General features: G+C 66.5%; 17 protein-coding genes. 10 read left to right on the top strand and 7 right to left on the bottom strand.

Annotated elements, in window-relative coordinates; translation table 11 throughout:
• A complete protein-coding gene (locus tag PV772_RS02250; RefSeq protein WP_347885239.1) occupies positions 1 to 1,140 on the bottom strand; it encodes a glycosyltransferase family 9 protein in 1,140 nt (379 codons plus the stop codon).
• Between the two features lie 205 nt (positions 1,141 to 1,345).
• Between PV772_RS02250 and PV772_RS02245 the strand changes: the two genes are divergently transcribed.
• The 5 genes from PV772_RS02245 (at position 1,346) to PV772_RS02225 (ending at position 5,988) form a co-directional block, all read left to right on the top strand.
• Positions 1,346 to 1,648: a DUF4193 domain-containing protein gene (locus tag PV772_RS02245; protein WP_018761323.1), complete on the top strand. Its 303-nt coding sequence runs from the start codon at positions 1,346 to 1,348 to the stop codon at positions 1,646 to 1,648.
• Between the two features lie 167 nt (positions 1,649 to 1,815).
• Entirely contained in the window at positions 1,816 to 2,556 is a 741-nt protein-coding gene (locus PV772_RS02240) for a M50 family metallopeptidase (RefSeq protein ID WP_347885238.1), read from the top strand.
• 29 nt (positions 2,557 to 2,585) lie between these two features.
• Entirely contained in the window at positions 2,586 to 3,668 is a 1,083-nt protein-coding gene (locus tag PV772_RS02235) for a glutathione S-transferase C-terminal domain-containing protein (RefSeq protein ID WP_141160449.1), read from the top strand.
• Positions 3,669 to 3,711: 43 nt separating this feature from the next.
• Complete coding sequence (locus PV772_RS02230; RefSeq protein ID WP_347885237.1) at positions 3,712 to 4,821, top strand: serine hydrolase domain-containing protein; 1,110 nt, start codon at positions 3,712 to 3,714, stop codon at positions 4,819 to 4,821.
• A 93-nt stretch (positions 4,822 to 4,914) separates the two neighbouring features.
• Entirely contained in the window at positions 4,915 to 5,988 is a 1,074-nt protein-coding gene (locus PV772_RS02225) for an FUSC family protein (protein ID WP_141160451.1), read from the top strand.
• A 13-nt stretch (positions 5,989 to 6,001) separates the two neighbouring features.
• Here the strand turns inward: PV772_RS02225 and PV772_RS02220 are convergent, their stop codons facing one another.
• Genes PV772_RS02220 through PV772_RS02210 form a run of 3 tightly spaced genes read right to left on the bottom strand, consistent with a single transcriptional unit; the run spans position 6,002 to position 9,612 of the window.
• Entirely contained in the window at positions 6,002 to 6,913 is a 912-nt protein-coding gene (locus tag PV772_RS02220) for a MaoC/PaaZ C-terminal domain-containing protein (protein WP_347885236.1), read from the bottom strand.
• Positions 6,910 to 8,250, bottom strand: a complete 1,341-nt coding sequence (locus tag PV772_RS02215) for a 3-oxoacyl-ACP reductase (RefSeq protein WP_347885235.1) — start codon at positions 8,248 to 8,250, stop codon at positions 6,910 to 6,912. Before PV772_RS02215 ends, PV772_RS02220 begins: the two co-directional genes overlap by 4 nt.
• A gap of 9 nt (positions 8,251 to 8,259) precedes the next feature.
• Complete coding sequence (locus PV772_RS02210) at positions 8,260 to 9,612, bottom strand: acetyl-CoA C-acetyltransferase (RefSeq protein WP_347885234.1); 1,353 nt, start codon at positions 9,610 to 9,612, stop codon at positions 8,260 to 8,262.
• 61 nt (positions 9,613 to 9,673) lie between these two features.
• Between PV772_RS02210 and PV772_RS02205 the strand changes: the two genes are divergently transcribed.
• Positions 9,674 to 10,402: a TetR/AcrR family transcriptional regulator gene (locus tag PV772_RS02205; protein ID WP_246857445.1), complete on the top strand. Its 729-nt coding sequence runs from the start codon at positions 9,674 to 9,676 to the stop codon at positions 10,400 to 10,402.
• 1 nt (position 10,403) lies between these two features.
• Positions 10,404 to 12,515 carry an acyl-CoA dehydrogenase gene (locus tag PV772_RS02200; protein ID WP_347885233.1) on the top strand — a complete coding sequence of 704 codons (2,112 nt, stop codon included), beginning with the start codon at positions 10,404 to 10,406 and terminating at the stop codon, positions 12,513 to 12,515.
• 93 nt (positions 12,516 to 12,608) lie between these two features.
• Here the strand turns inward: PV772_RS02200 and glgA are convergent, their stop codons facing one another.
• Positions 12,609 to 13,814 carry a glycogen synthase gene (glgA, locus tag PV772_RS02195; RefSeq protein ID WP_141181574.1) on the bottom strand — a complete coding sequence of 402 codons (1,206 nt, stop codon included), beginning with the start codon at positions 13,812 to 13,814 and terminating at the stop codon, positions 12,609 to 12,611.
• Between the two features lie 102 nt (positions 13,815 to 13,916).
• Here glgA and glgC point away from each other — a divergent pair, with 102 nt between their 5' ends.
• The 3 genes from glgC (at position 13,917) to PV772_RS02180 (ending at position 17,358) form a co-directional block, all read left to right on the top strand.
• Positions 13,917 to 15,326 carry a glucose-1-phosphate adenylyltransferase gene (gene glgC / locus PV772_RS02190; RefSeq protein WP_141160458.1) on the top strand — a complete coding sequence of 470 codons (1,410 nt, stop codon included), beginning with the start codon at positions 13,917 to 13,919 and terminating at the stop codon, positions 15,324 to 15,326.
• Between the two features lie 90 nt (positions 15,327 to 15,416).
• Positions 15,417 to 16,868 (top strand): SDR family NAD(P)-dependent oxidoreductase, encoded by a 1,452-nt coding sequence (locus tag PV772_RS02185; protein WP_347885232.1) that lies wholly within the window; start codon positions 15,417 to 15,419, stop codon positions 16,866 to 16,868.
• A 19-nt stretch (positions 16,869 to 16,887) separates the two neighbouring features.
• Positions 16,888 to 17,358 (top strand): pyridoxamine 5'-phosphate oxidase family protein, encoded by a 471-nt coding sequence (locus PV772_RS02180; protein ID WP_168223141.1) that lies wholly within the window; start codon positions 16,888 to 16,890, stop codon positions 17,356 to 17,358.
• A 45-nt stretch (positions 17,359 to 17,403) separates the two neighbouring features.
• On the opposite strand, the gene PV772_RS02175 is transcribed toward PV772_RS02180, so the two are convergent.
• Together PV772_RS02175 and PV772_RS02170 are read right to left on the bottom strand one after the other, a co-directional pair.
• Positions 17,404 to 18,255, bottom strand: coding sequence for a transglutaminase family protein (locus tag PV772_RS02175; RefSeq protein ID WP_141160460.1), 852 nt, complete (start codon positions 18,253 to 18,255; stop codon positions 17,404 to 17,406).
• Positions 18,252 to 19,178: an alpha-E domain-containing protein gene (locus PV772_RS02170; RefSeq protein WP_141160461.1), complete on the bottom strand. Its 927-nt coding sequence runs from the start codon at positions 19,176 to 19,178 to the stop codon at positions 18,252 to 18,254. The genes PV772_RS02175 and PV772_RS02170 overlap by 4 nt, the downstream gene beginning before the upstream one ends.
• Between the last annotated feature and the right edge of the window lie 71 nt (positions 19,179 to 19,249).

Genomic DNA, 19,249 nt, shown 5'->3' with positions numbered 1-19,249 from the left:
TCATGCATCCTGCTTTGCGGACTTGCCGGCCGTGAGGCTCCAGACGTCCCCATAGACGTCGCTGACGGCAACTCCGGCCACCAGTGAGTCGTCGTGGACACACCGCGCTGCGGTCCAGCCGACCTGGGTGACATCGACACCACACGTTGGACAAGCCGTCACCCATGAGGCGTGGACACGGTGGAGACTCCGCCCCAGCGCTCCGGCATTGATCACGTTGCCCACCCAGAAAATGCCGACTGTGGGCACGCCCAGCGCCTGTGCAAGATGCCTGGGCCCGCTGTCGTTTGCCACCATGACGTCGGCGCCCGCCAGCAACGCCACAAGCCCTGCCATATCCAGAGCGCCGGCCAGGGAACTGACCGCTGTTGAAGCGGCACTGTCCGCAATCTCCGCCGCCAGGCCCTGTTCGCTGCCGTCCCCGATAAGGACGACCCGCGAACCATCGGCTGCGCAGGCGGCAGCAAGCTCAGCAAACTTTGCGGCAGGCCAACGACGGCGGGGATCGGTGGCGCCCGGATGGATCACCACGAGTGGCTGGGCGCCGTCGCCGGGGCGCGGCGGGAAGGATGCCTGCCCGGCGGGGGCCAGGCGGGCTTCAAGGTTGACGGGGAACGCGCCCGCGAAACCGGCCACTTCCAGGGCCCGGACGGGTTCGTGCTGGTAGTAGAGGTAGGGGACGCTGCGCTCAAGCAGGGCGGCGTCGGCCGTCCGCGTTCCTACAGTATGGCTGGCTCCCAGCCGCAGCAGGAAGGGATTCGAGAACCGTCCGCCCCCATGGAGCTGGACAGCCAGATCGAAGGCGCGCCCGCGCATGCCGGCAAAGAACCGGTCCAGCTCGCCGGCATCTTCCTCCCCGGGCCGGACTCCTTCGGCAAAGGGCAGGACAACCACCTCATCGACGGGGCTTTCCACCGCCCCGAGAACCGCCTCATGGATTGGGGTGCCCAGCAGTGTCAGGTGTGCTGCAGGGTAGGCCGCCTTTAACGCAGCCATCGCGGGAATCGCGAACATCAGATCCCCCAGGCCGCCTCCGCGCAGGACCGCAATCCGGGACACGGCGTCGAACTTCTCCAGCACCGGGCCTACCCCCACACCGATTTGTCCGGCACCGCCAAGCTCTGCAGTGAGTTGCTCCAAGAACTGCCCCTTCCGTCCCGGGGAGGGAAACGCATGGCCGTCCCTCCCCTGCCCACGCAGCCGGATGCCGGTTTGAGTACCCGCGGCCGCTCCTATGAACCTGTACCCAACCGGCAACGGATCTACGCTTCCTGTTGGGGAATACCGGGTTCATGCTGTACGTTTCATACCCGACAGCCCAACTAAGAAAAGAGAAGCACCCAAAGTGGCAACCGATTACGATGAACTGCGTTCCGACGTCAAGGAATCGCAGGACAACTCACTCGAGCAGCTCCAGTCAGCGAATGCTCCGGACGCCCGCAGCGTTGTGCAGGAGTTGGACGAGGCTGACGGGCTGGACGGCGCCGGAGTTCCTGGCGGCGAATTCGTCGCTGAGGAACTCGTAGTCCAGGTCATCCCCCAGGCTGAGGACGAATTCACCTGCTACTCCTGCTTCCTGGTCCGCCACCGGTCCCAGATCGCCCGGCAAAAAGACGGACACAGCTACTGCACGGAGTGCGAAGGTTAGTCAGAAGGTTTTACCGGGGCTGCAACGCCCGGCCCCGCAAGAAGGGCACGCCGCACCAGGCGTGCCTTTCGGCTTTAAGCAATGGCAGGTTCCTGCCCGCGTCCAGCTTGGGTGCGTAGCGTGGGGCGCAGGACTTACGACGGCGACACGGCAGCCAGGAGGCACTATTGGACAGCCCTGCCAGTTTCTGGAACACCTTCAGCGCGGCATTCACCCACACGAACGTACCCAACATCACATGGGCTGAGCTGCTGCTGTCGCTGGCAGCCGCCGTCGTGCTGTCCATCCCCAGGCGCAGCTGGCGATATTTCGGCCTCCTGGCCACCGCCACCCACGAACTGGGCCACGCATTCGCTGCCCTTACGTCAGGCCAGCGGCTCTCCGGCATCCGTCTTCGCCTTGACCACTCCGGAACCACCACTGCGTACAGCAGGAGCAGGCTGGCCGCTGCCTGGTCCTGCTTTTGGGGATATCCGGTACCAGCGCTGGCGGGAGCCGCATTTGTTTGGTCCGGGCTCAACGGATGGGGACCGGCCGCCGTGGCAGCCAGCGCATTGGTGTTGACTGCCTCGCTCCTCTTCCTTCGCAACCTTGCAGGTTTCGCGATCACGGGGGCCGCGATCGCCGCGACCGGTGCCCTCACCTTCCTCGCGCCGCCCACCGCCGTCGGCCATGCCGCCGTCATCCTCGGCCTGGCACTCCTCGTGGCCGCCGTCCGGGACCTGGTCAAGCTCACCCAGGTACACCTCCGCCATCGCGACCGTCTCAACACCTCGGACGCGTACCTCCTGTACCGGGCCACCTCCGTTCCGTCCGGCATCTGGATTGCCCTGTTCACGCTCCTCGTGGCCGGTTCCTGGCTGGTGGCGTGGCAGCCCATCGTGGAAATCCTCCGGCAGGGCGCGTAGGGCGTGAAGCCGGCGCATAGGCTGGTGTCATGAGCCAGGAAACGGAAAGCACACCAGCAGACACCGCCGACGCGCACAGCACCCGCGGAGCCTACGTGACAGGCGGGGCGGAATTCACCCGGGACACCAACTACATTGAGGACCGCATCACCAGGAATGCCACGCCCGGCAGCAACGGTGAACCGGGCTGGCCGGTGGAAGCCGGGCGCTACCGCCTCATTGCCGCAAGGGCCTGTCCATGGGCCAACCGCACCGTCATCGTCCGCAGGCTGTTGGGGCTGGAGGAGGCCATTTCCCTTGGCCAGCCTGGACCCACCCACGATGCACGTTCCTGGACCTTCGACCTGGACCCGGGTGGAGTGGATCCGGTCCTGGGAATTGAGCGCCTGCAGGACGCCTACTTCAAGCGGTTCCCCGGCTATCCCCGCGGAATCACCGTTCCCGCCATCGTCGACGTGCGCAGCGGTGAAGTGGTGACCAACAATTTCCCCCAGATCACCCTTGATTTCTCGACCGAGTGGACAGAGTTCCACCGCCCGGGCGCCCCACAGCTCTACCCCGCGCATCTCCGCGAAGAGATCGACCAGGTAAACAGGCGCGTCTTCACCGAGGTCAACAACGGCGTCTACCGCTGCGGCTTCGCCGGATCACAGGAGGCCTACGACTCGGCGTACCAGCGTTTGTGGACCGCGCTGGACTGGCTCGAGGACCGCCTCTCGCGGCAGCGCTACCTGGTGGGTGAAACCATTACCGAGGCAGATGTCAGGCTGTTCACCACTTTGGCCAGGTTCGATCCCGTCTACCACGGACATTTCAAATGCAACCGGCAAAAGCTGAGCGAAATGCCCAACCTTTGGGGGTATGCGCGGGACCTGTTCCAGACGCCGGGGTTCGGGGACACCATCGACTTCGTGCAGATCAAGCGGCATTACTACATCGTCCATGAGGACATCAATCCCACTGGGATTGTTCCTGCCGGCCCGGATCTTGCCGGTTGGTTGACGGAACACGGCCGGGAGGCGCTGGGTGGACGCCCGTTTGGCGACGGCACCCCACCAGGGCCTGTGCGCCCCGGGGAGGAAGTCGCCACCGGACACGGCGCCTCCCGCTGACCTATCCGCGAACGGAAATCGCTTTCCTCCTACACTGGAAGGCATGCAGACTTCTCTGGGTTTCGTGGCGCCGGGGTACGAGGGTGTCCTGGCGCTGTTTGAGTCCTTCCTCGCGGAGGACTCCCGCTACAGCGCGCAGTTGGCCGCCTACCGGAACGGGGTGCAGGTGGTCCGCCTGACCGGCGGCCCGGATATGGCCCCTGATACGTTGACCGGCGCCTACTCCTGCTCCAAAGGCGTCGCCGCACTGGTCATCTCCCTGCTGGTCCAGGACGGTGTCCTTGACCTTGACCGGACCATGGCCCATTACTGGCCGGAGTTTGCGGTCCACGGCAAGGAACGGTTGCTCGTCCGGGAGGCGTTGTCGCACCAGGCGGGGCTGTTGGGGGTCGAGGGCGGTTTTGCCCTGGACGAGTTCACCACCTCCGGGGGCGCCGCCCGGCTGGCCGCTGCGGCTCCCGCCTGGGAGCCCGGCCGCCAGTTCGGCTACCATGCCCTCACCATTGGCATCCTGATGGAAGAGCTGTGCCGGCGGACCACGGGCGAGGCCCTGCAGGACATCTACGAACGGAGAATCCGGAAGCCGCAGGCGGTGGATTTCTTTCTGGGCCTGCCGGACTGCCAGGAGGACAGGTACCGGGACGTGCTGTATGAAGCAGACCCGGCCGAAGCGTGGCTGGATCCGCTTAGCCTCGACGGCCTGAACAGCAACGCCCCGGTGAGTACCATCATGGAACTGCCCAATATCCGCTCCGTGCGTGCCGCGGGCATGTCCGCCGCGGCTGGAGTGGGCTCCGCCGAGGGGCTGGCGCGCCTGTACGCAGCGGCCACCACCGGTGTCGGAGGCGCAGGGCCGTTCCTCTCCGGCGGGACCATCACGGCCATGACGAGGGAACAGGTCTGGGGCCTGGACCGGTCCTCCGGCCTGGACAATGCCTTCGCCGTCGTGTTCATGAAACCCCACCCCTCGCGGAACTTCGGGAGCCACCGGGCCTTCGGCCACGAGGGAGCGAACGCTGCCCTGGGCTTCGCCGATCCCTCGTACGGGCTGGGCTTCGGCTACATCCCCCGGCGCGCGGAAGAGGGCCGCACCCCGGGCCGCGCCCACAGGCTGGCCGCTGAGGTAAGGCGCTCAGCAGCAGGTTTGTCCTGAGGCACCCCCGGCCCTACTGTTGTCCGGATGGGCAATACTCAGGCACGGCCGGACGCACGGTGGGCTCGGGGGACCCAACTTCTTAGACAATCAGTGGCGGGGCTTTCTGCTGCCTTCGCCGCACAGCGGCTGCAACTGGCAGGGAAGGCTGCCATAGCCGCGGGGCTGGCATTCGCCATCGCGCCCCTCATGCCTGGCGCCGCCTCGCACTACGCGTACTACGCACCGCTGGGCGCCCTGGTGGCCATGTACCGCAATGTCGCCGGGTCCATGAAGCAGGGGGCGCAGGCCCTGGCGGGCCTGGCGATGGGAATCGGTCTTGCCTTCGTCCTGGTAAGCATCGGCGAACCCTCGCCGCTGACGGTCGCCGTGTTCATGGGGGTCGGCGTCCTGCTGGGCGGCTTGCCGGGCATCGGCTCAGGCAGTGACTGGATTCCCACGGCGGCGCTCCTGGTCCTGCTGGTGGGCGGCAGCAATGCCGAAGATTTCTCCTACGGCTACCTTGTGCAAATGGCGGCGGGCGTGGTGGTCGGGATCGCGGTGAATTTCCTGATCTTTCCTCCGCTGCACCTCAACGCCGCCGCATCCAGCCTTGCCGACCTGCGGCTCGCCCTTGGCCGGCAGCTGACGGACATGGGCGCAGCCCTGAAGGAAAAATGGCCCCCTGAGCACGAGGACTGGTCGCGCAGGTCGGACGAACTGGCGGAAGCGGCACGTTCAGTGCGTCATTTGGTCAAGGAAGCGGACGCCAGCCGGCGCGCCAATCCCCGGCGGAAGCTGCACCCGCGGGACATGGACCGCGACTACCGGGACCTGCGGAACCTCGAACGGGTCACCTTCCACATCCAGGACATGACGGATGTGCTGTCCGATGTGATCTGGGAGGACGATGTGCCCTACGAGATTCCGCTGCATGACAATGAACCGCTGGCAGACGCCATCACCGCCACCGGGGAACTGGTGTCCACAGACTCCGATGGTGACGTCCAGGAGTGGAAGGACCGCTACGACGCTGCCAGCGCGGCGGTGGAAGCCTGCATGGCTGCCACCGCCCACAGGCCGGCAGAACAGGGAGCGGTCCCTGCCTCAGAATCGGTCCTCCTCAGCCTCCACCGGATCCTGCGGGCCATCCGGCGGGAGGACCAGGCAGGACCTGGCCGGAAATAGCGGGGCCTGGTCCCTACAGTGCCGAAACCGTCCCGCTGAAATGGCGCCGCCCGGAGCGTGGACTCCAGGCGACGAAGCTGGACTGTTTCCATGCCCCGGAACCTGTCTGTTCGGTGCCGATCTCCAGGGCCACCCGGGATGGCAGGAAGACCGGGGCTTCGAATTCCACGTCCCACGTGAACGAGTCACCCCGGGCGGGCCCCACATCTGCGAGCGCGCGGGACGCGAGGTACATGCCGTGCGCTATCGATCGCCGCATACCGAGGGCCTTGGCCGAGAGCACGCTGAGGTGGATGGGGTTGAAGTCCCCCGAAACAGCCGCATAGGCACGGCCCGTATCCACGCCCAGCAGCCACAGCGCCGTGGGGTCCGGTGCCGTGAAGTCAGGCCTGGGAGGGATGGCTGTGGGTTTGTCGATCCCCGGCAGGAAGACGCCCTTGGCCAGGTATGTCGAAACTCCGCGCCAATGGACCTCGCCGGAGCCGGCGCGCCGCACTTCCGCCACGACGTCCACCTGTGTCCCTGCACGGTGGCCGCGGAGGTTTTCCACCCGGGCGGCCATGTCAAGGATGTCGGTGAACAACAGCGGTGATCTTTGCTCAACGCTGTTGCGCAGGTGGATCATCCCCAGCAGGGGCAACGGGAAGTCGTCCCGGTTCATGACGCTCATGGCCAAAGGGAAGGCGATGGCGTGGATGAAGCCGGCGGGCAGGACGTCACTGGCCGTCTCGCCGATCAGGTGCTGGTAGGCCGTAAGGTTTTCCACCCCGACCGTGACGCCCTTGACTTCGTGGCTCTCCGCCGGGAGGACTACGGAGTCATGCGTTCCCAGGAGCCTGCGCCTTGCGGCCTGCGCGGCGGCGTTGACATAAAGCTTGGACAGCGAGGGCATTTCGGTCAGGACCACCGGTTGCTGGACCGTCATGCCCCCACCAGGTTTTGCCCGCATACCCGCAGCACCTCCCCGTTGATCCCGCCCGCGGCATCGCTGGCCAGGAATGCGATGGTCTCGGCGACGTCGGACGGCAGTCCGCCCTGCTGCAGCGAGTTCAGCCGGCGCGCCACCTCCCGGACGGCGAAGGGAATGCGGGCCGTCATTTCCGTTTCGATGAAGCCGGGAGCCACGGCATTGATGGTGCCGCCGCGGGACGCGAGCAGCGGGGCTGTGGCCCGCATCATCCCCATGACCCCTCCCTTGGACGCGGCGTAGTTGGTTTGTCCCCGGTTTCCGGCGATGCCGCTGGTGGAGGCCACTGAAACAATGCGCGGTGACTGCCGGAAGTGTTCGGAGGCCAGCAGGGCTTCGTTGATACGGAGCTGCGCGGCGATGTTGATGTTGATCACCGGGTTCCACCGGGCCTGGTCCATGTTGACCAACAGCTTGTCCCGCGTAACGCCTGCGTTGTGCACCACGATGTCCAGCCGCCCGTGCCGTTGAACGGCGTGGTCGATGATCCGCTGGCCGGCGTCGGCACCGGTGATGTCCAGCTGGAGCGCCGTGGCCCGCACCTCGTTGGCCACCGCGGCCAGTTGGTCCCCTGCGGCAGGAATATCAACCAGGACCAGGGTGGCGCCATCGCGGTGCAGCGTCCTGGCAATCTGGGCTCCGATGCCCCGGGCGGCTCCGGTGACGACGGCGACCTTGCCTGCCAAAGGCCGTTCCGGATCAGCGGGCAGGCTGCCGTCCTCCGAGGAGACGGTCAGGAACTGTCCGTCCACGAATGCCGACCGGCCGGAGAGGAAGAACCGCAGGGCGCCCAGGGCACTGGAACTGGTGGCGGTGGTGCCATCGGCCAGAACCACGCCGTTGCCGGTTGCGCCGGCCCGCAGTTCCTTGGCCAGGGACCGCAGGAAGCCATCCACCCCCTGCCGGGCTGCCGCAGCTTCGGGTGCGGACGCTTCCGACGCCGGGCGCGAAAGCGTGATGACCCGCCCGCCGGCGCGCAGGTCACGGAGGGAGCCTGCCGCCGCCAGCACGGGCTTTTCAAGGTCCGCCGGGTGCTCCAGCTCGTCCAGGACCAGGATGATGGCGCCCAGCTTTTCGGCGGGTACAGCATGCCTCCGGATGTCGAGGTCCCAGGACAGCAGCTCCGCGGCGAGCTTGTCCGCCCCCGGAGTGTTTCCCAGGACCACGACCGGTCCGGTGACCAATGGCTGGCCGGGCTGGTACCGGCGCAGCACCGCAGGTTGCGGAAGGCCGAGTTTCTTTGCCAGGCTGCGGCCCATGCTGCTGTTGACCAGTTGGGTGTATGTATCTGCCATGGCCGCCCCCTACAGAGATTCCAGGATGGCGACGACGCCCTGGCCGCCGGCCGCGCATACGGAGACCAGGCCCCGGGCCGGCTTCCCGGTGGCAGCAGACTTGGCATGGAGCATCTTGGCCAGCGTGCCGACGATGCGGCCACCGGTGGCGGCAAATGGGTGGCCTGCTGCGAGCGAGGACCCGTTGACGTTGAGGCGGGAACGGTCGACGCTGCCGAACGCACCGTCGAGGCCCAGGCGCGTGCGTCCGAACTCGTCGTCCTCCCATGCTGCCAGCGTGCTGAGCACTGTTGCGGCAAACGCCTCATGGATCTCGAAGAAATCGAAGTCGGCCAGCGTCAGCCCCTGCCGGGCCAGGAGCCTGGGCACTGCGAATACGGGCGCCATCAGCAGCCCGTCCTTGCCGTGGACGAAATCGACGGCGGCAGCCTCGGCGTCGACCACGGCTGCCAGCTTGGGCAGGTCGCGGGCATCTGCCCATTCATCCGACGCCAGCAGCACCGTGGACGCACCGTCTGTCAGCGGGGTGGAATTGCCCGCCGTCATGGTGGCATCGGCGCCAAGGCTGCGGCCGAAGACCGGCTTGAGGGATGCCAGTTTCTCCAGCGACGTGTCCGCCCGCAGGTTCCCGTCACGCGTCAGTCCCCGGTACGGGGTCATCAGGTCGTCAAAGAACCCGGAGTCGTAGGCGGCGGCCAGGTTGTGGTGGCTGTTCAGTGCCAGCTCGTCCTGCGCTTCCCGGGAGATCTTCCACTGCGCGGTGGTCAGGGCCTGGTGCTCGCCCATGGACAGGCCGGTACGCGGCTCCGCTGTGCCCGGGGCCAAAGGCGCCAGGTCCTTGGGACGGAGCCGGCTGAGGATCTGGAGCCGCTGGGGAAGGGTTTTGGCCCGGTGAAGGTCCAGTACAACCTCGCGGAGCCCTTCACTGACCACCACGGGTGCGTCGGAGGCAGAATCCACGCCGCCGGCGATGGCCGAATCGATTTGCCCGAGCTTGATCTTGTTCGCCAGGCCCACCACGGTCTCCAGGCCCGTGGCACACGCCTGCTGGAGGTCGTACACGGGCGTTTCCGCCGAGAGTGCCGATCCCAGCACTGCCTCCCGGGTCAGGTTGAAGTCCCGGGAGTGCTTCAGGACCGCACCCGCCGCCACCTGCCCGATCCGTTCGTCCTGGAGCCCGAACCGCGCTATCAGGCCATCGAGGGCCGCCGTCAGCATGTCCTGGTTGGATGACTTCGCGTAGGCTCCGCCTGCGCGGGCAAACGGGATCCTGTTGCCGCCAACGATCACCGCCCTGCGCGTTGCCGGAACGGCAGGCAGCGCGGATCCGCGTGTGGGGATGGACTGTCCTTCTGTGGACATGGAGGGCTCCTCTGGTCACAAGTGGTTACCGATACCCAGCGTACCTGATACGCTGGGTATCGTGAACCTCCAGGACACGCACTCCCCCTTGACCATCGAACTGCCGTCGCCGGCCAGCCCCGACGGGCGTTCGTCGCGCTGGCAGAGCCACCGGGAGGAGCGGCGCAGGGAACTCATCAAGCAGGCACGGCGCGCGGTGCATGCCCTCGGCAGTGATGCCTCAATGGAGGACATCGCCACGGCGGCCGGGACATCGAAGTCCGTCTTCTACAGGTACTTCGGGGACAAGGCCGGGCTGCAGCAGGCCGTGGGCGAGGTAGTCCTCAGCCAGATGCAGCACCGCATCCAGGAGGCCGCGCAAAGTGCACTCACGCCCCGGGAGGGCCTGCTCGCGATGGTCTCGGCTTATCTCCAGATGGCCGCCACCAGCCCCAACGTCTATACCTTCGTCACCAGCTATGCCCCGGCTGATGCCGCCAACCCTCCGCACCCCGCCGCAGCAGGTGGACCGCTGGGGCCCTTCTTCGACGCCATCGCGGACATGATCGCCACTCCCATGCGGTCACACCTGGCGGACGTCAAGGAAACCGTCATCGGTTACTGGCCCAAGGCGGCGATCGGCCTGGTCCGGAACGCCGGCGAACAATGGCTCAGCACCCCGGACTCCCCCACTAAACCAGACCAGGAGACCATGGCCCGCCAGATCACGGCATGGCTGTGCGTGGGCATCGTCCCCGAGCTCACCCCCGCTTCACCGACCACCAAGTTATCCGCCAAAGAAGGACTGTGACATGACTGACGTAGTGGACCGCCCCGCGCGCAAGGGCCTCCGCCCCGCCGCAACCCCCGCCGCCAAGCCCTCGGACGAAAGCCCCGCACCCGCCGTCGACATCGAGGCGCTGGGCAGGCAACTCCTGGGCAAATGGGCCGATGTCAGGCTCCAGGCACGGGACCTGGCCGGCCGGCCCGAACTGCACAAGATCGAGGGCCTGACGCACACCGAACACCGCGCCCGCGTCTTCGGACAGCTCAAGTACCTCGTGGACAATGAAGCCGTGCACCGCGCCTTCCCCTCGGAGCTGGGGGGATCCGACGACCATGGGGGCAACATCGCCGGCTTCGAGGAACTGGTAGTGGCGGACCCGTCCCTGCAGATCAAGGCCGGGGTCCAGTGGGGACTCTTCGGATCCGCCGTGATGCACCTGGGGACCGCAGAACACCACACCAAGTGGCTGCCCGGAATCATGAGCCTGGAAATCCCCGGTTGCTTCGCCATGACGGAGACCGGCCACGGCTCGGATGTGGCCAGCATCGCCACCACCGCAACCTACGATCCCGGCACCGAAGAGTTCATCATCAACACCCCGTTCCGCGCCGCCTGGAAGGACTACATCGGCAACGCGGCCAACGACGGCCTCGGCGCCGTCCTGTTCGCCCAGCTGGTCACCCGCGGCGTCAACCATGGCGTCCACGCCTTCTATGTGGACCTCCGGGATCCGGACACCAAGGAATTCCTGCCCGGAATCGGCGGGGAGGACGACGGCGTCAAGGGCGGACTGAACGGCATCGACAACGGCCGGCTGCACTTCGACAACGTCCGCGTCCCCCGGACCAACCTCCTGAACCGGTACGGCAACGTCGACGCGGACGGAACCTACACCTCCCCCATCGCCAGCCCCGGCCGGCGCTTCTTCACCATGCTGGGCACCCTGGTCCAGGGCCGCGTGTCACTGGACGGCGCCGCCGTGGCCGCATCCAAGGTCGCGCTGAAAGCCGCCATCCAGTACGCCACCGAACGCCGCCAGTTCAACGCTTCCTCGCACACGGAGGAAGAAGTGCTGCTCGACTACCAGCGGCACCAGCGGCGGCTGTTCACCCGCCTGGCCACCACCTACGCGGCCGGCTTTGCGCACGAGCAGCTGCTGCAGAAGTTCGACGACGTCTTCTCCGGCGCCCACGACACCGACGCAGACCGCCAGGACCTGGAAACCCTGGCCGCAGCGCTGAAGCCCCTCAGCACCTGGCACGCCCTGGACACCCTCCAGGAATGCCGCGAAGCCTGCGGCGGTGCCGGCTTCCTGATCGAAAACAGGTTCGCCTCGCTGCGCGCCGACCTGGACGTGTACGTCACCTTCGAGGGAGACAACACCGTACTGCTCCAGTTGGTGGCCAAGCGCCTGCTGGCCGACTACGCCAAGGAGTTCAGGAATGTGGACTTCGGCGTGCTGGCCCGGTACGTAGTGAACCAGGCCGCCGGCGCCGCTGTGCACCGCACTGGCCTGCGCCAGGTGGCCCAGTTCATGGCGGACACGGGGTCGGTCCAGAAGGCCGCGATCGCGCTCCGCGACGAGGAAGGCCAGCGCGCCCTGCTCACGGATCGGGTACAGACCATGGTGGCTGAGGCCGGCGCTGCCTTGAAGGGCAGCAAGCGCCTGCCGCAGGACCAAGGCGCTGCATTGTTCAACCGGCACCAGAATGAACTCATCGACGCCGCCCAGGCGCACGCTGAACTGCTGCAGTGGGAGGCGTTCACGGAGGCTCTCCGGGAGGTGGAAGATCCGGGAACCAGGACGGTGCTCACCTGGCTGCGTGACCTCTTTGGCCTGTCCCTGATTGAGAAGAACCTGTCCTGGTACCTCATGAACGGCAGGCTATCCATGCAGCGTGCCCGCACGGTGGGCGGTTACATCAACAGGCTGGTGGAAAAGATCCGCCCACATGCCCTCGATCTGGTGGAGGCCTTCGGGTACGGCGGGGAGCACGTCCGGGCGGCCATCGCCACGGGCGCCGAAATGAGCCGCCAGGACGAGGCGCGTGCGCACTTCCGCAGCGAGCGGGCCAGCGGGCAGGCTCCGGTGGACGAGAAAGTCCTGATCGCCAGGACCACCGGCCGGAAGGCCTGACCCCGGCGGACACCACGAACAAGGCAAACAACGACGGCGCCGCTCCCCTGGCAAAGGGGAGCGGCGCCGTCGTTGTGCCTACTGCCGGGACGCTCAGGCTCCGGCAGGCAACACCGAGCGGTACACCTCAAGGGTGGTTTCCGTGATCGATTCCCACGAGAAGTGCTTCTCGGCGCGCTCGCGGCCTGCCTGCCCCATGGCCCGGGCGCGTGCGGGATCGGATACCACTTCGGTCAGGGCGGCCGCGAACTCCGCAACGAACTTCTCCGGGTCCAGGGGCGTCCCGGTGCCATCGGTGACCTGTTCCAGGTCCACCAGCAGCCCGGTCTCACCGTGCTGGACCACCTCGGGGATGCCGCCGGTGGCGCTGGCCACCACTGCGGCGCCGCAAGCCATCGCTTCAAGGTTCACGATGCCGAGCGGCTCGTAGATGGAGGGGCAGGCAAAGGCCGTTGCATGGCTGAGGACCTGGATCAGTTCGTGGCGCGGCAGCATCCGTTCAATCAGCACCACGCCGGTGCGCTGCTTCTGCAGCTCCTCGATGAGTGCCGCTGTTTCCGCAGCCAGTTCCGGAGTGTCCGCCGCGCCGAGGCACAGCACCAGCTGGACATCGGCGGGCAGTTTCGCTGCCGCCCGGAGGAGGTAGGGAACGCCCTTCTGGCGTGTGTTTCTTCCCACAAAGACGACGCTTGGCTTGGCCGGGTCGATGCCCAGGGCACGGACGGCGTCGTCGTTTTCATCACGCTGCCAGAGGGCCACGTCGATCCCGTTGTGGACCACGCGGACCTTTTCCGGGTCAACGTCAGGGTAGCTGCGCAGGATGTCCTGGCGCATGCCCTCGGACACGGCGATGATCGCCGCCGCCGCTTCGTACGCCGTCTTCTCCACCCAGGAGGAAAGGGCGTAGCCGCCGCCGAGCTGCTCGGCTTTCCAGGGCCGGAGCGGCTCAAGGCTGTGGGCGCTGAGAACGTGCGGAATTCCGTGCAGCAGCGAGGCCAGGTGCCCGGCCATGTTGGCGTACCAGGTATGCGAATGGACCAGGTCCGCGCCCTGCACATCCGGCACAATGCGCAGGTCCACGCCCAGGGTCTGCACCGCCGCGTTGGCCGCGCCGAGGTCCTCCGGGACCTGGTAGGACGTCACGGTGGCGCCGTGGTAGTCGGCGTCCCGGGGGGCCCCGAATGCACGAACCTGCAGGTCAACGTGCTTACTAAGCACCCTGCTCAACTCGGCTACGTGCACCCCGGCGCCACCGTAGATCTCCGGCGGGAACTCTTTAGTCACAATGTCTATTCGCACAAGACCCAAGGTAGTCGTTCACGCATAACTGTTCTAGTGTGAAGGAGTCCGGGCCTACCGGACTGTCTTGGGGAGTTACGAAGGCGTACAGGAGCGACCATTATGCCGTTGACCAAAAAAGTCCTGGCCATTGTCCTCGCAGGTGGCGAGGGAAACAGACTTATGCCACTGACGGCAGACCGCGCAAAGCCCGCGGTGCCTTTCGCGGGCAGCTACCGCCTTATCGATTTTGCGATTTCCAACCTGGTGAATTCGCGTTACCTGCAGATTGTGGTCCTTACCCAATACAAATCCCACAGCCTCGACCGGCATATTTCCGAAGCATGGCGGATGTCCACCCAGCTCGGCAACTACGTCGCCTCCGTCCCCGCACAGCAGCGCGTCGGCAAGAGCTGGTTCCTGGGCAGCGCCAACGCCATCTACCAATCCCTGAACCTGATCCATGATGCCAACCCCGACATCGTCGTCGTGGTGGGCGCGGACCACGTGTACCGCATGGACTTCGCCCAGATGGTGGACCAGCACGTCCGCAGCGGCGCCAAGGCCACCGTGGCGGCCGTCCGGCAGCCGCTTCACATGGCTGACCAGTTCGGCGTGATCGAAGTGGATCAAAACGACGCCCAAAAGATCGCCGCCTTCGTGGAGAAGCCCTCGAGCACCCCCGGGCTTGCCGCCGACCCTTCACAGTTCCTGGCTTCCATGGGCAACTACGTGTTCGACGCCGACGCCCTGGTGGCCGCGCTGCACGTTGACGCCGAGCGCCTTGACACCAAGCACGACATGGGCGGGGACATCATCCCCTACTTCGTCAACAGGGGCGAGGCCGGCGTCTACGACTTCACCCTCAACGACATCCCCGGTTCCACGGAGCGCGACCGCACCTACTGGCGTGATGTGGGCACCATCGACTCCTTCTACGACGCCCACATGGACCTGATTTCACCGTTGCCGGTGTTCAACCTCTACAACTCCGAGTGGCCCATCTACACCCGGCAGAGCATTTCCCCGCCCGCCAAGTTCGTCCGGGGCAAGAACAACACCGTGGGCACGGCGCTGGACTCCATCGTGGCCAACGGGGTGGTGATTTCCGGCGGCGTCGTGGAGGGCTCCGTGCTGTCCAACGACGTCTATGTAGCAACCAGCGGCCGGGTCATCGATTCCGTGCTGATGGACAAGGTGCAGGTGGGTGAAGGGGCAGTGATCAACCGCGCCATCCTGGACAAGAACGTCAAGGTCCCCGCCGGAGCCGCCATCGGCCTGGACCCCGAGCTGGACCGGTCGCGCGGATTCAAGGTGACAGAGTCCGGCATCACGGTCCTCGCCAAGGGCCAGGAAGTTCCGGAGCCTGGTGAGCAGGAACGGCAGCTCGCCGCGAGCCACCTCAGCGTCCTGCCCAACGCCATCAAAGCGGCGGCAGAGCAGTACCCGGACGTCCGTGAGGCAGCCGACAAGGTGGCCGGCACGCACGCCGCCGCAGCGGCGGAGGCCGCTCCAGCCGCGCGGCTTCGCTGACCCGCCACGCACGACCTCCCACGGCATCCCGCAGGCCGGGGCACCAGAGATGGTGCCCCGGCCTGCGGCGTACGCTGTAAAATTTTCCCAATGAGCTCCCCCGATCTGACCCCTGAGGACATCCAGGCCTGCCTCAAGGTCCTGAACACCATCCACGCGTATGACGAGGAGCACCCGGACTACATCTCGGTGCGCCGCGCCACGGGGAAGATGTTCAAGGCCGTCAAGCGCCACCGCAGGGTAACCAAGCGCGATTCCATCGCCGAGGCTGACCGCGCCGTGATTGCCCAGACCGCCACCGCGGCCCCGGACCGGATCGATGACGAAACCCGCGGCAACAAGCTGGCTACATCAGCCACCGGGAACATCGCGGGACACCTTATCCGGTCGCGCCCCTGCTACATCTGCAAGCAGCATTACACCCAGGTGGACGCCTTCTACCACCAGCTCTGCCCGGAATGCGCTGCGTTCAGCCACAGCAAGCGCGATGCCCGGACCGACCTCACCGGTCGGCGGGCCCTGCTCACCGGAGGACGGGCCAAGATCGGCATGTACATCGCCCTCCGGCTGCTGCGCGACGGTGCGCACACCACCATCACCACCCGGTTCCCCAAGGATGCGGCACGTCGCTTCGCCGCCATGGAAGACAGCGGCGAGTGGCTGCACCGGCTCCGGATCGTGGGCATCGACCTGCGCGATCCTGCCCAGGTCATGGCCCTGACCGACTCCCTCGACCAGGCTGGTCCGCTGGACATCATCATCAATAATGCGGCCCAGACCGTGCGCCGGTCCGGCAACGCCTACAAGCCACTGGTGGACGCCGAGGAGGAACCGCTTCCGGCAACACTGGACCAGGCCAATGGCGGCCCTGAACTGTTGACCTTCGGCCATGCCCATGACAAGCACCCGCTGGCACTGGCTGGCAGCGTCACCGACCACCCCGTCCTTGCCGGCGATGCCGTCACGTCCCTGGCGCTGTCCACCGGATCTGCCTCCCTGGAGCGCATCGCCGCGGGAACCGCGATCGACGCCGGCGGCCTGGTCCCGGACCTTGCCACCATCAACAGTTGGACGCAGGTGGTGGACGAGGTGGATCCCCTGGAAATGCTTGAGGTCCAGCTCTGCAACGTCACCGCACCGTTCCTGCTGGTCAGCAGGCTCCGCGGCGCCATGCAGCGGTCCACGGCGCGGCGCAAATACATTGTGAACGTCTCGGCCATGGAGGGGCAGTTCTCCCGCGCGTACAAGGGCCCCGGGCACCCGCACACCAATATGGCCAAGGCGGCGCTGAACATGATGACCCGCACCAGCGCCCAGGAGATGCTGGATACCGACGGCATCCTGATGACTGCCGTGGACACCGGCTGGATCACTGACGAGCGCCCGCACTTCACCAAGGTCCGACTCATGGAGGAAGGCTTCCACGCACCCCTGGACCTGGTGGACGGCGCGGCCCGCGTCTATGATCCGATCGTCATGGGTGAAAACGGTGAGGACCAGTACGGGGTCTTCCTGAAGGATTACAAGCCCAGTCCCTGGTGATGCGGGGTATGCTCACGGCATGAGCAACGAGTCATCCTCCTCCCAAGTGCAGAAACTTGAACACCACGAATGCTGGGCGCTGCTGCGGACTGTGTCCGTAGGAAGGCTGGCGGTCCTCGTCGAGGGCAGGCCGGACATCTTCCCGGTCAACTTCACGGTGGACGGCGGCACCCTGGTCTTCAGGACGGCCCAGGGAACCAAACTGTCGGCTGCCTCCGGCGATGCCCCCGTGGCGGTGGAGGCGGACGGCGTGGACCCTGACACGGGCCTGGCGTGGAGCGTGGTGATCAAGGGCACCGCTGCCCTGGTCAAGGCCACCGAGGAAGTGCTGGAGACCTCCCGCCTGTACCTCTTCCCCTGGCAGGCCGGGCGCAAGGACGCGTTCGTCCGCATCACCCCGGACAGCGTCACGGGCCGCCGCTTCAAGGTAACGGACCCGATGACGTGGTGGACCCAGATCAGCGGTTCCGCCAAAGCATCCCAGGAATAGGCCGACGGCGGGTTCCCCGGCCAGGAGGCCGGGGAACCCCAGGCGTCAGGCGAGCTGGGTGATCTCCACGCTGACCTTCAAGGCCGAGCCGCCGCCCCCGGACAGGATGCCCTTCAGCGGGGGGACGTCGCGGTAGTCGCGGCCCCTGGCCACGGTGACATGGAAGTCGCCGGCAGGTTTGTGGTTGGTGGGGTCCCAGCTGCGCCAGTCCCCGTCCCACCATTCCAGCCAGGCATGCGATTGCCCGGCAACGGTCTCACCGATCCCGGCGCTGGAGCGGGGATGCAGGTAGCCGGAGACATAGCGGGCCGGAATGCCGCAGCTGCGCAGCGCGCCGATGGCCAGGTGTGCCAAGTCCTGGCACACCCCCTGGCGCTGGCCCCAGGCTTCCTCCGCGTTGGTGGTGACGGCGGTGGAGCCGGACATGTAGGTCATCTCCCCGCGCATCCAGGCAAACACGGCCATGGCGGCCTCGTGCGGGTTCTTTCCTGCCACGACGCCCGGGATAATGCCCAGGACTTCTTCACCGGGCCCGCTCAGCCGGGACTGGGGCAGCCAGTCGCTGAATGCGTCGAGGGTTTCCGGGGACGCCAGCTGGTCCCAGCCCACAATGTCCGCCTCGGCAGGAATCTTCTCCGCCCTGTGCACTTCGACGGTGATGTTGGAAACCACCTCGAGGTTTTCGTGCGGCATCTGCATGTCGAAGGCCGTGACCCGGGTGCCCCAGTAGTCGCGGTAGGTGCTTACTGCCGCCTGCGACGGAGAGACCTTCACCACGGACTCCAGCACCACCTGCTGCGAATCCGTCAGCGGCGTCATCCTGGCCTCGTTGTAGGACAGCGTCACCCGCTTGTTGTACTTGTAGGCCGTCCTGTGGACGATGCTCAACCGGGTCATGACACTTCTCCCACCCAGGCAAGTTCGTCCGCCTGATTGAAGTACTTACGGGAAATGGCGTCCGAGGCCTGGGACACGGCCTTCTGCACGCGTTCCATGTGTTCGGGCAGCTCGGACATGAGGTCGTCAGTGCGGTGGAACTCGAGGAAGGTGCGGGCCTGCCCCACGATGCGGCGCGCATCGTTGATGAAGCCCACGCGCTGGGCGGAGGGGTCCAGCTTGGCGAGGCACTCGTCCGCATCCCGCAGCGCGTAAACGATGGACCGGGGAAACAGCCGGTCCAGGAGCAGGAACTCGGCGGCGTGCTGGTCGCCAAACGCTGCCCGCCGGGTCCGGAGGAAGGATTCATAGGCGCCGGCGCAGCGGAGCATGTTAACCCACGACATGCCGGCAGAGAGCACATCCCGGGTGGAAAGCATCCGTGCCGTCATGTCCGCGCGCTCCAGCGAACGCCCCAGCACCAGGAAGAGCCAGCTCTCGTCGTGGCTCACGGTGGTGTCGGCAAGCCCGCTGACCATCGCGGTACGCTCCAGGGTCCAGTTGCAGAACCGGTAGGTGCCCACCACGTCCTTCCGGTGCTGGCTCAGCCCGTAGTACGTGGTGTTCAGGCTTTCCCAGAGCCCGGAGGACACGGTCTCGCGTGCACGGCGGGCGTTCTCGCGGGCAGCCCCCAGGGAACCGGCGATCGAGGTGGCGCTGGTCTTGTCGTACGCCAGGGCGTGAAGGAGTTCCGGGAGGCCGAAATCCTCGCTCTGCGGCTTGGCTCCCATGACGGCCAGGAGTTCCTGCGCCACGCTCTTGCGTTCCTCCATGGGGAGGTGGTTGAGGCGTTCCAGGTGGACATCCAGGATGCGGGCGGTACCGTCGGCCCGCTCCACATAGCGGCCAATCCAAAACAGGGACTCGGCAATACGGCTAAGCATTCGCGGCTACCTCCTGCGCGCCCGGAACGATGTCTAAGAAATGTGCGACGCCGGCCACGCCTTCACGTGCC

The organism is Pseudarthrobacter sp. CC12 (assembly GCF_039907755.1).
Classification (GTDB): Bacteria; Actinomycetota; Actinomycetes; order Actinomycetales; family Micrococcaceae; genus Arthrobacter; species Arthrobacter niigatensis.
This window is presented reverse-complemented; position numbering and strand designations above follow the sequence as displayed.

What these genes read in the sequence shown, in the direction of transcription:
- PV772_RS02220 (WP_347885236.1), bottom strand. Translation starts at nt 6,913, where the DNA reads ATGACGGTCCAGCAACCGGTGGTCCTGACCGAAATGCCCTCGCTGTCC.
- PV772_RS02210 (WP_347885234.1), bottom strand. Translation starts at nt 9,612, where the DNA reads ATGTCCACAGAAGGACAGTCCATCCCCACACGCGGATCCGCGCTGCCT.
- PV772_RS02170 (WP_141160461.1), bottom strand. Translation starts at nt 19,178, where the DNA reads ATGCTTAGCCGTATTGCCGAGTCCCTGTTTTGGATTGGCCGCTATGTG.
- PV772_RS02230 (WP_347885237.1), top strand. Translation starts at nt 3,712, where the DNA reads ATGCAGACTTCTCTGGGTTTCGTGGCGCCGGGGTACGAGGGTGTCCTG.
- glgC (WP_141160458.1), top strand. Translation starts at nt 13,917, where the DNA reads ATGCCGTTGACCAAAAAAGTCCTGGCCATTGTCCTCGCAGGTGGCGAG.
- PV772_RS02185 (WP_347885232.1), top strand. Translation starts at nt 15,417, where the DNA reads ATGAGCTCCCCCGATCTGACCCCTGAGGACATCCAGGCCTGCCTCAAG.
- PV772_RS02180 (WP_168223141.1), top strand. Translation starts at nt 16,888, where the DNA reads ATGAGCAACGAGTCATCCTCCTCCCAAGTGCAGAAACTTGAACACCAC.
- PV772_RS02175 (WP_141160460.1), bottom strand. Translation starts at nt 18,255, where the DNA reads ATGACCCGGTTGAGCATCGTCCACAGGACGGCCTACAAGTACAACAAG.
- PV772_RS02215 (WP_347885235.1), bottom strand. Translation starts at nt 8,250, where the DNA reads ATGGCAGATACATACACCCAACTGGTCAACAGCAGCATGGGCCGCAGC.
- PV772_RS02200 (WP_347885233.1), top strand. Translation starts at nt 10,404, where the DNA reads ATGACTGACGTAGTGGACCGCCCCGCGCGCAAGGGCCTCCGCCCCGCC.
- PV772_RS02235 (WP_141160449.1), top strand. Translation starts at nt 2,586, where the DNA reads ATGAGCCAGGAAACGGAAAGCACACCAGCAGACACCGCCGACGCGCAC.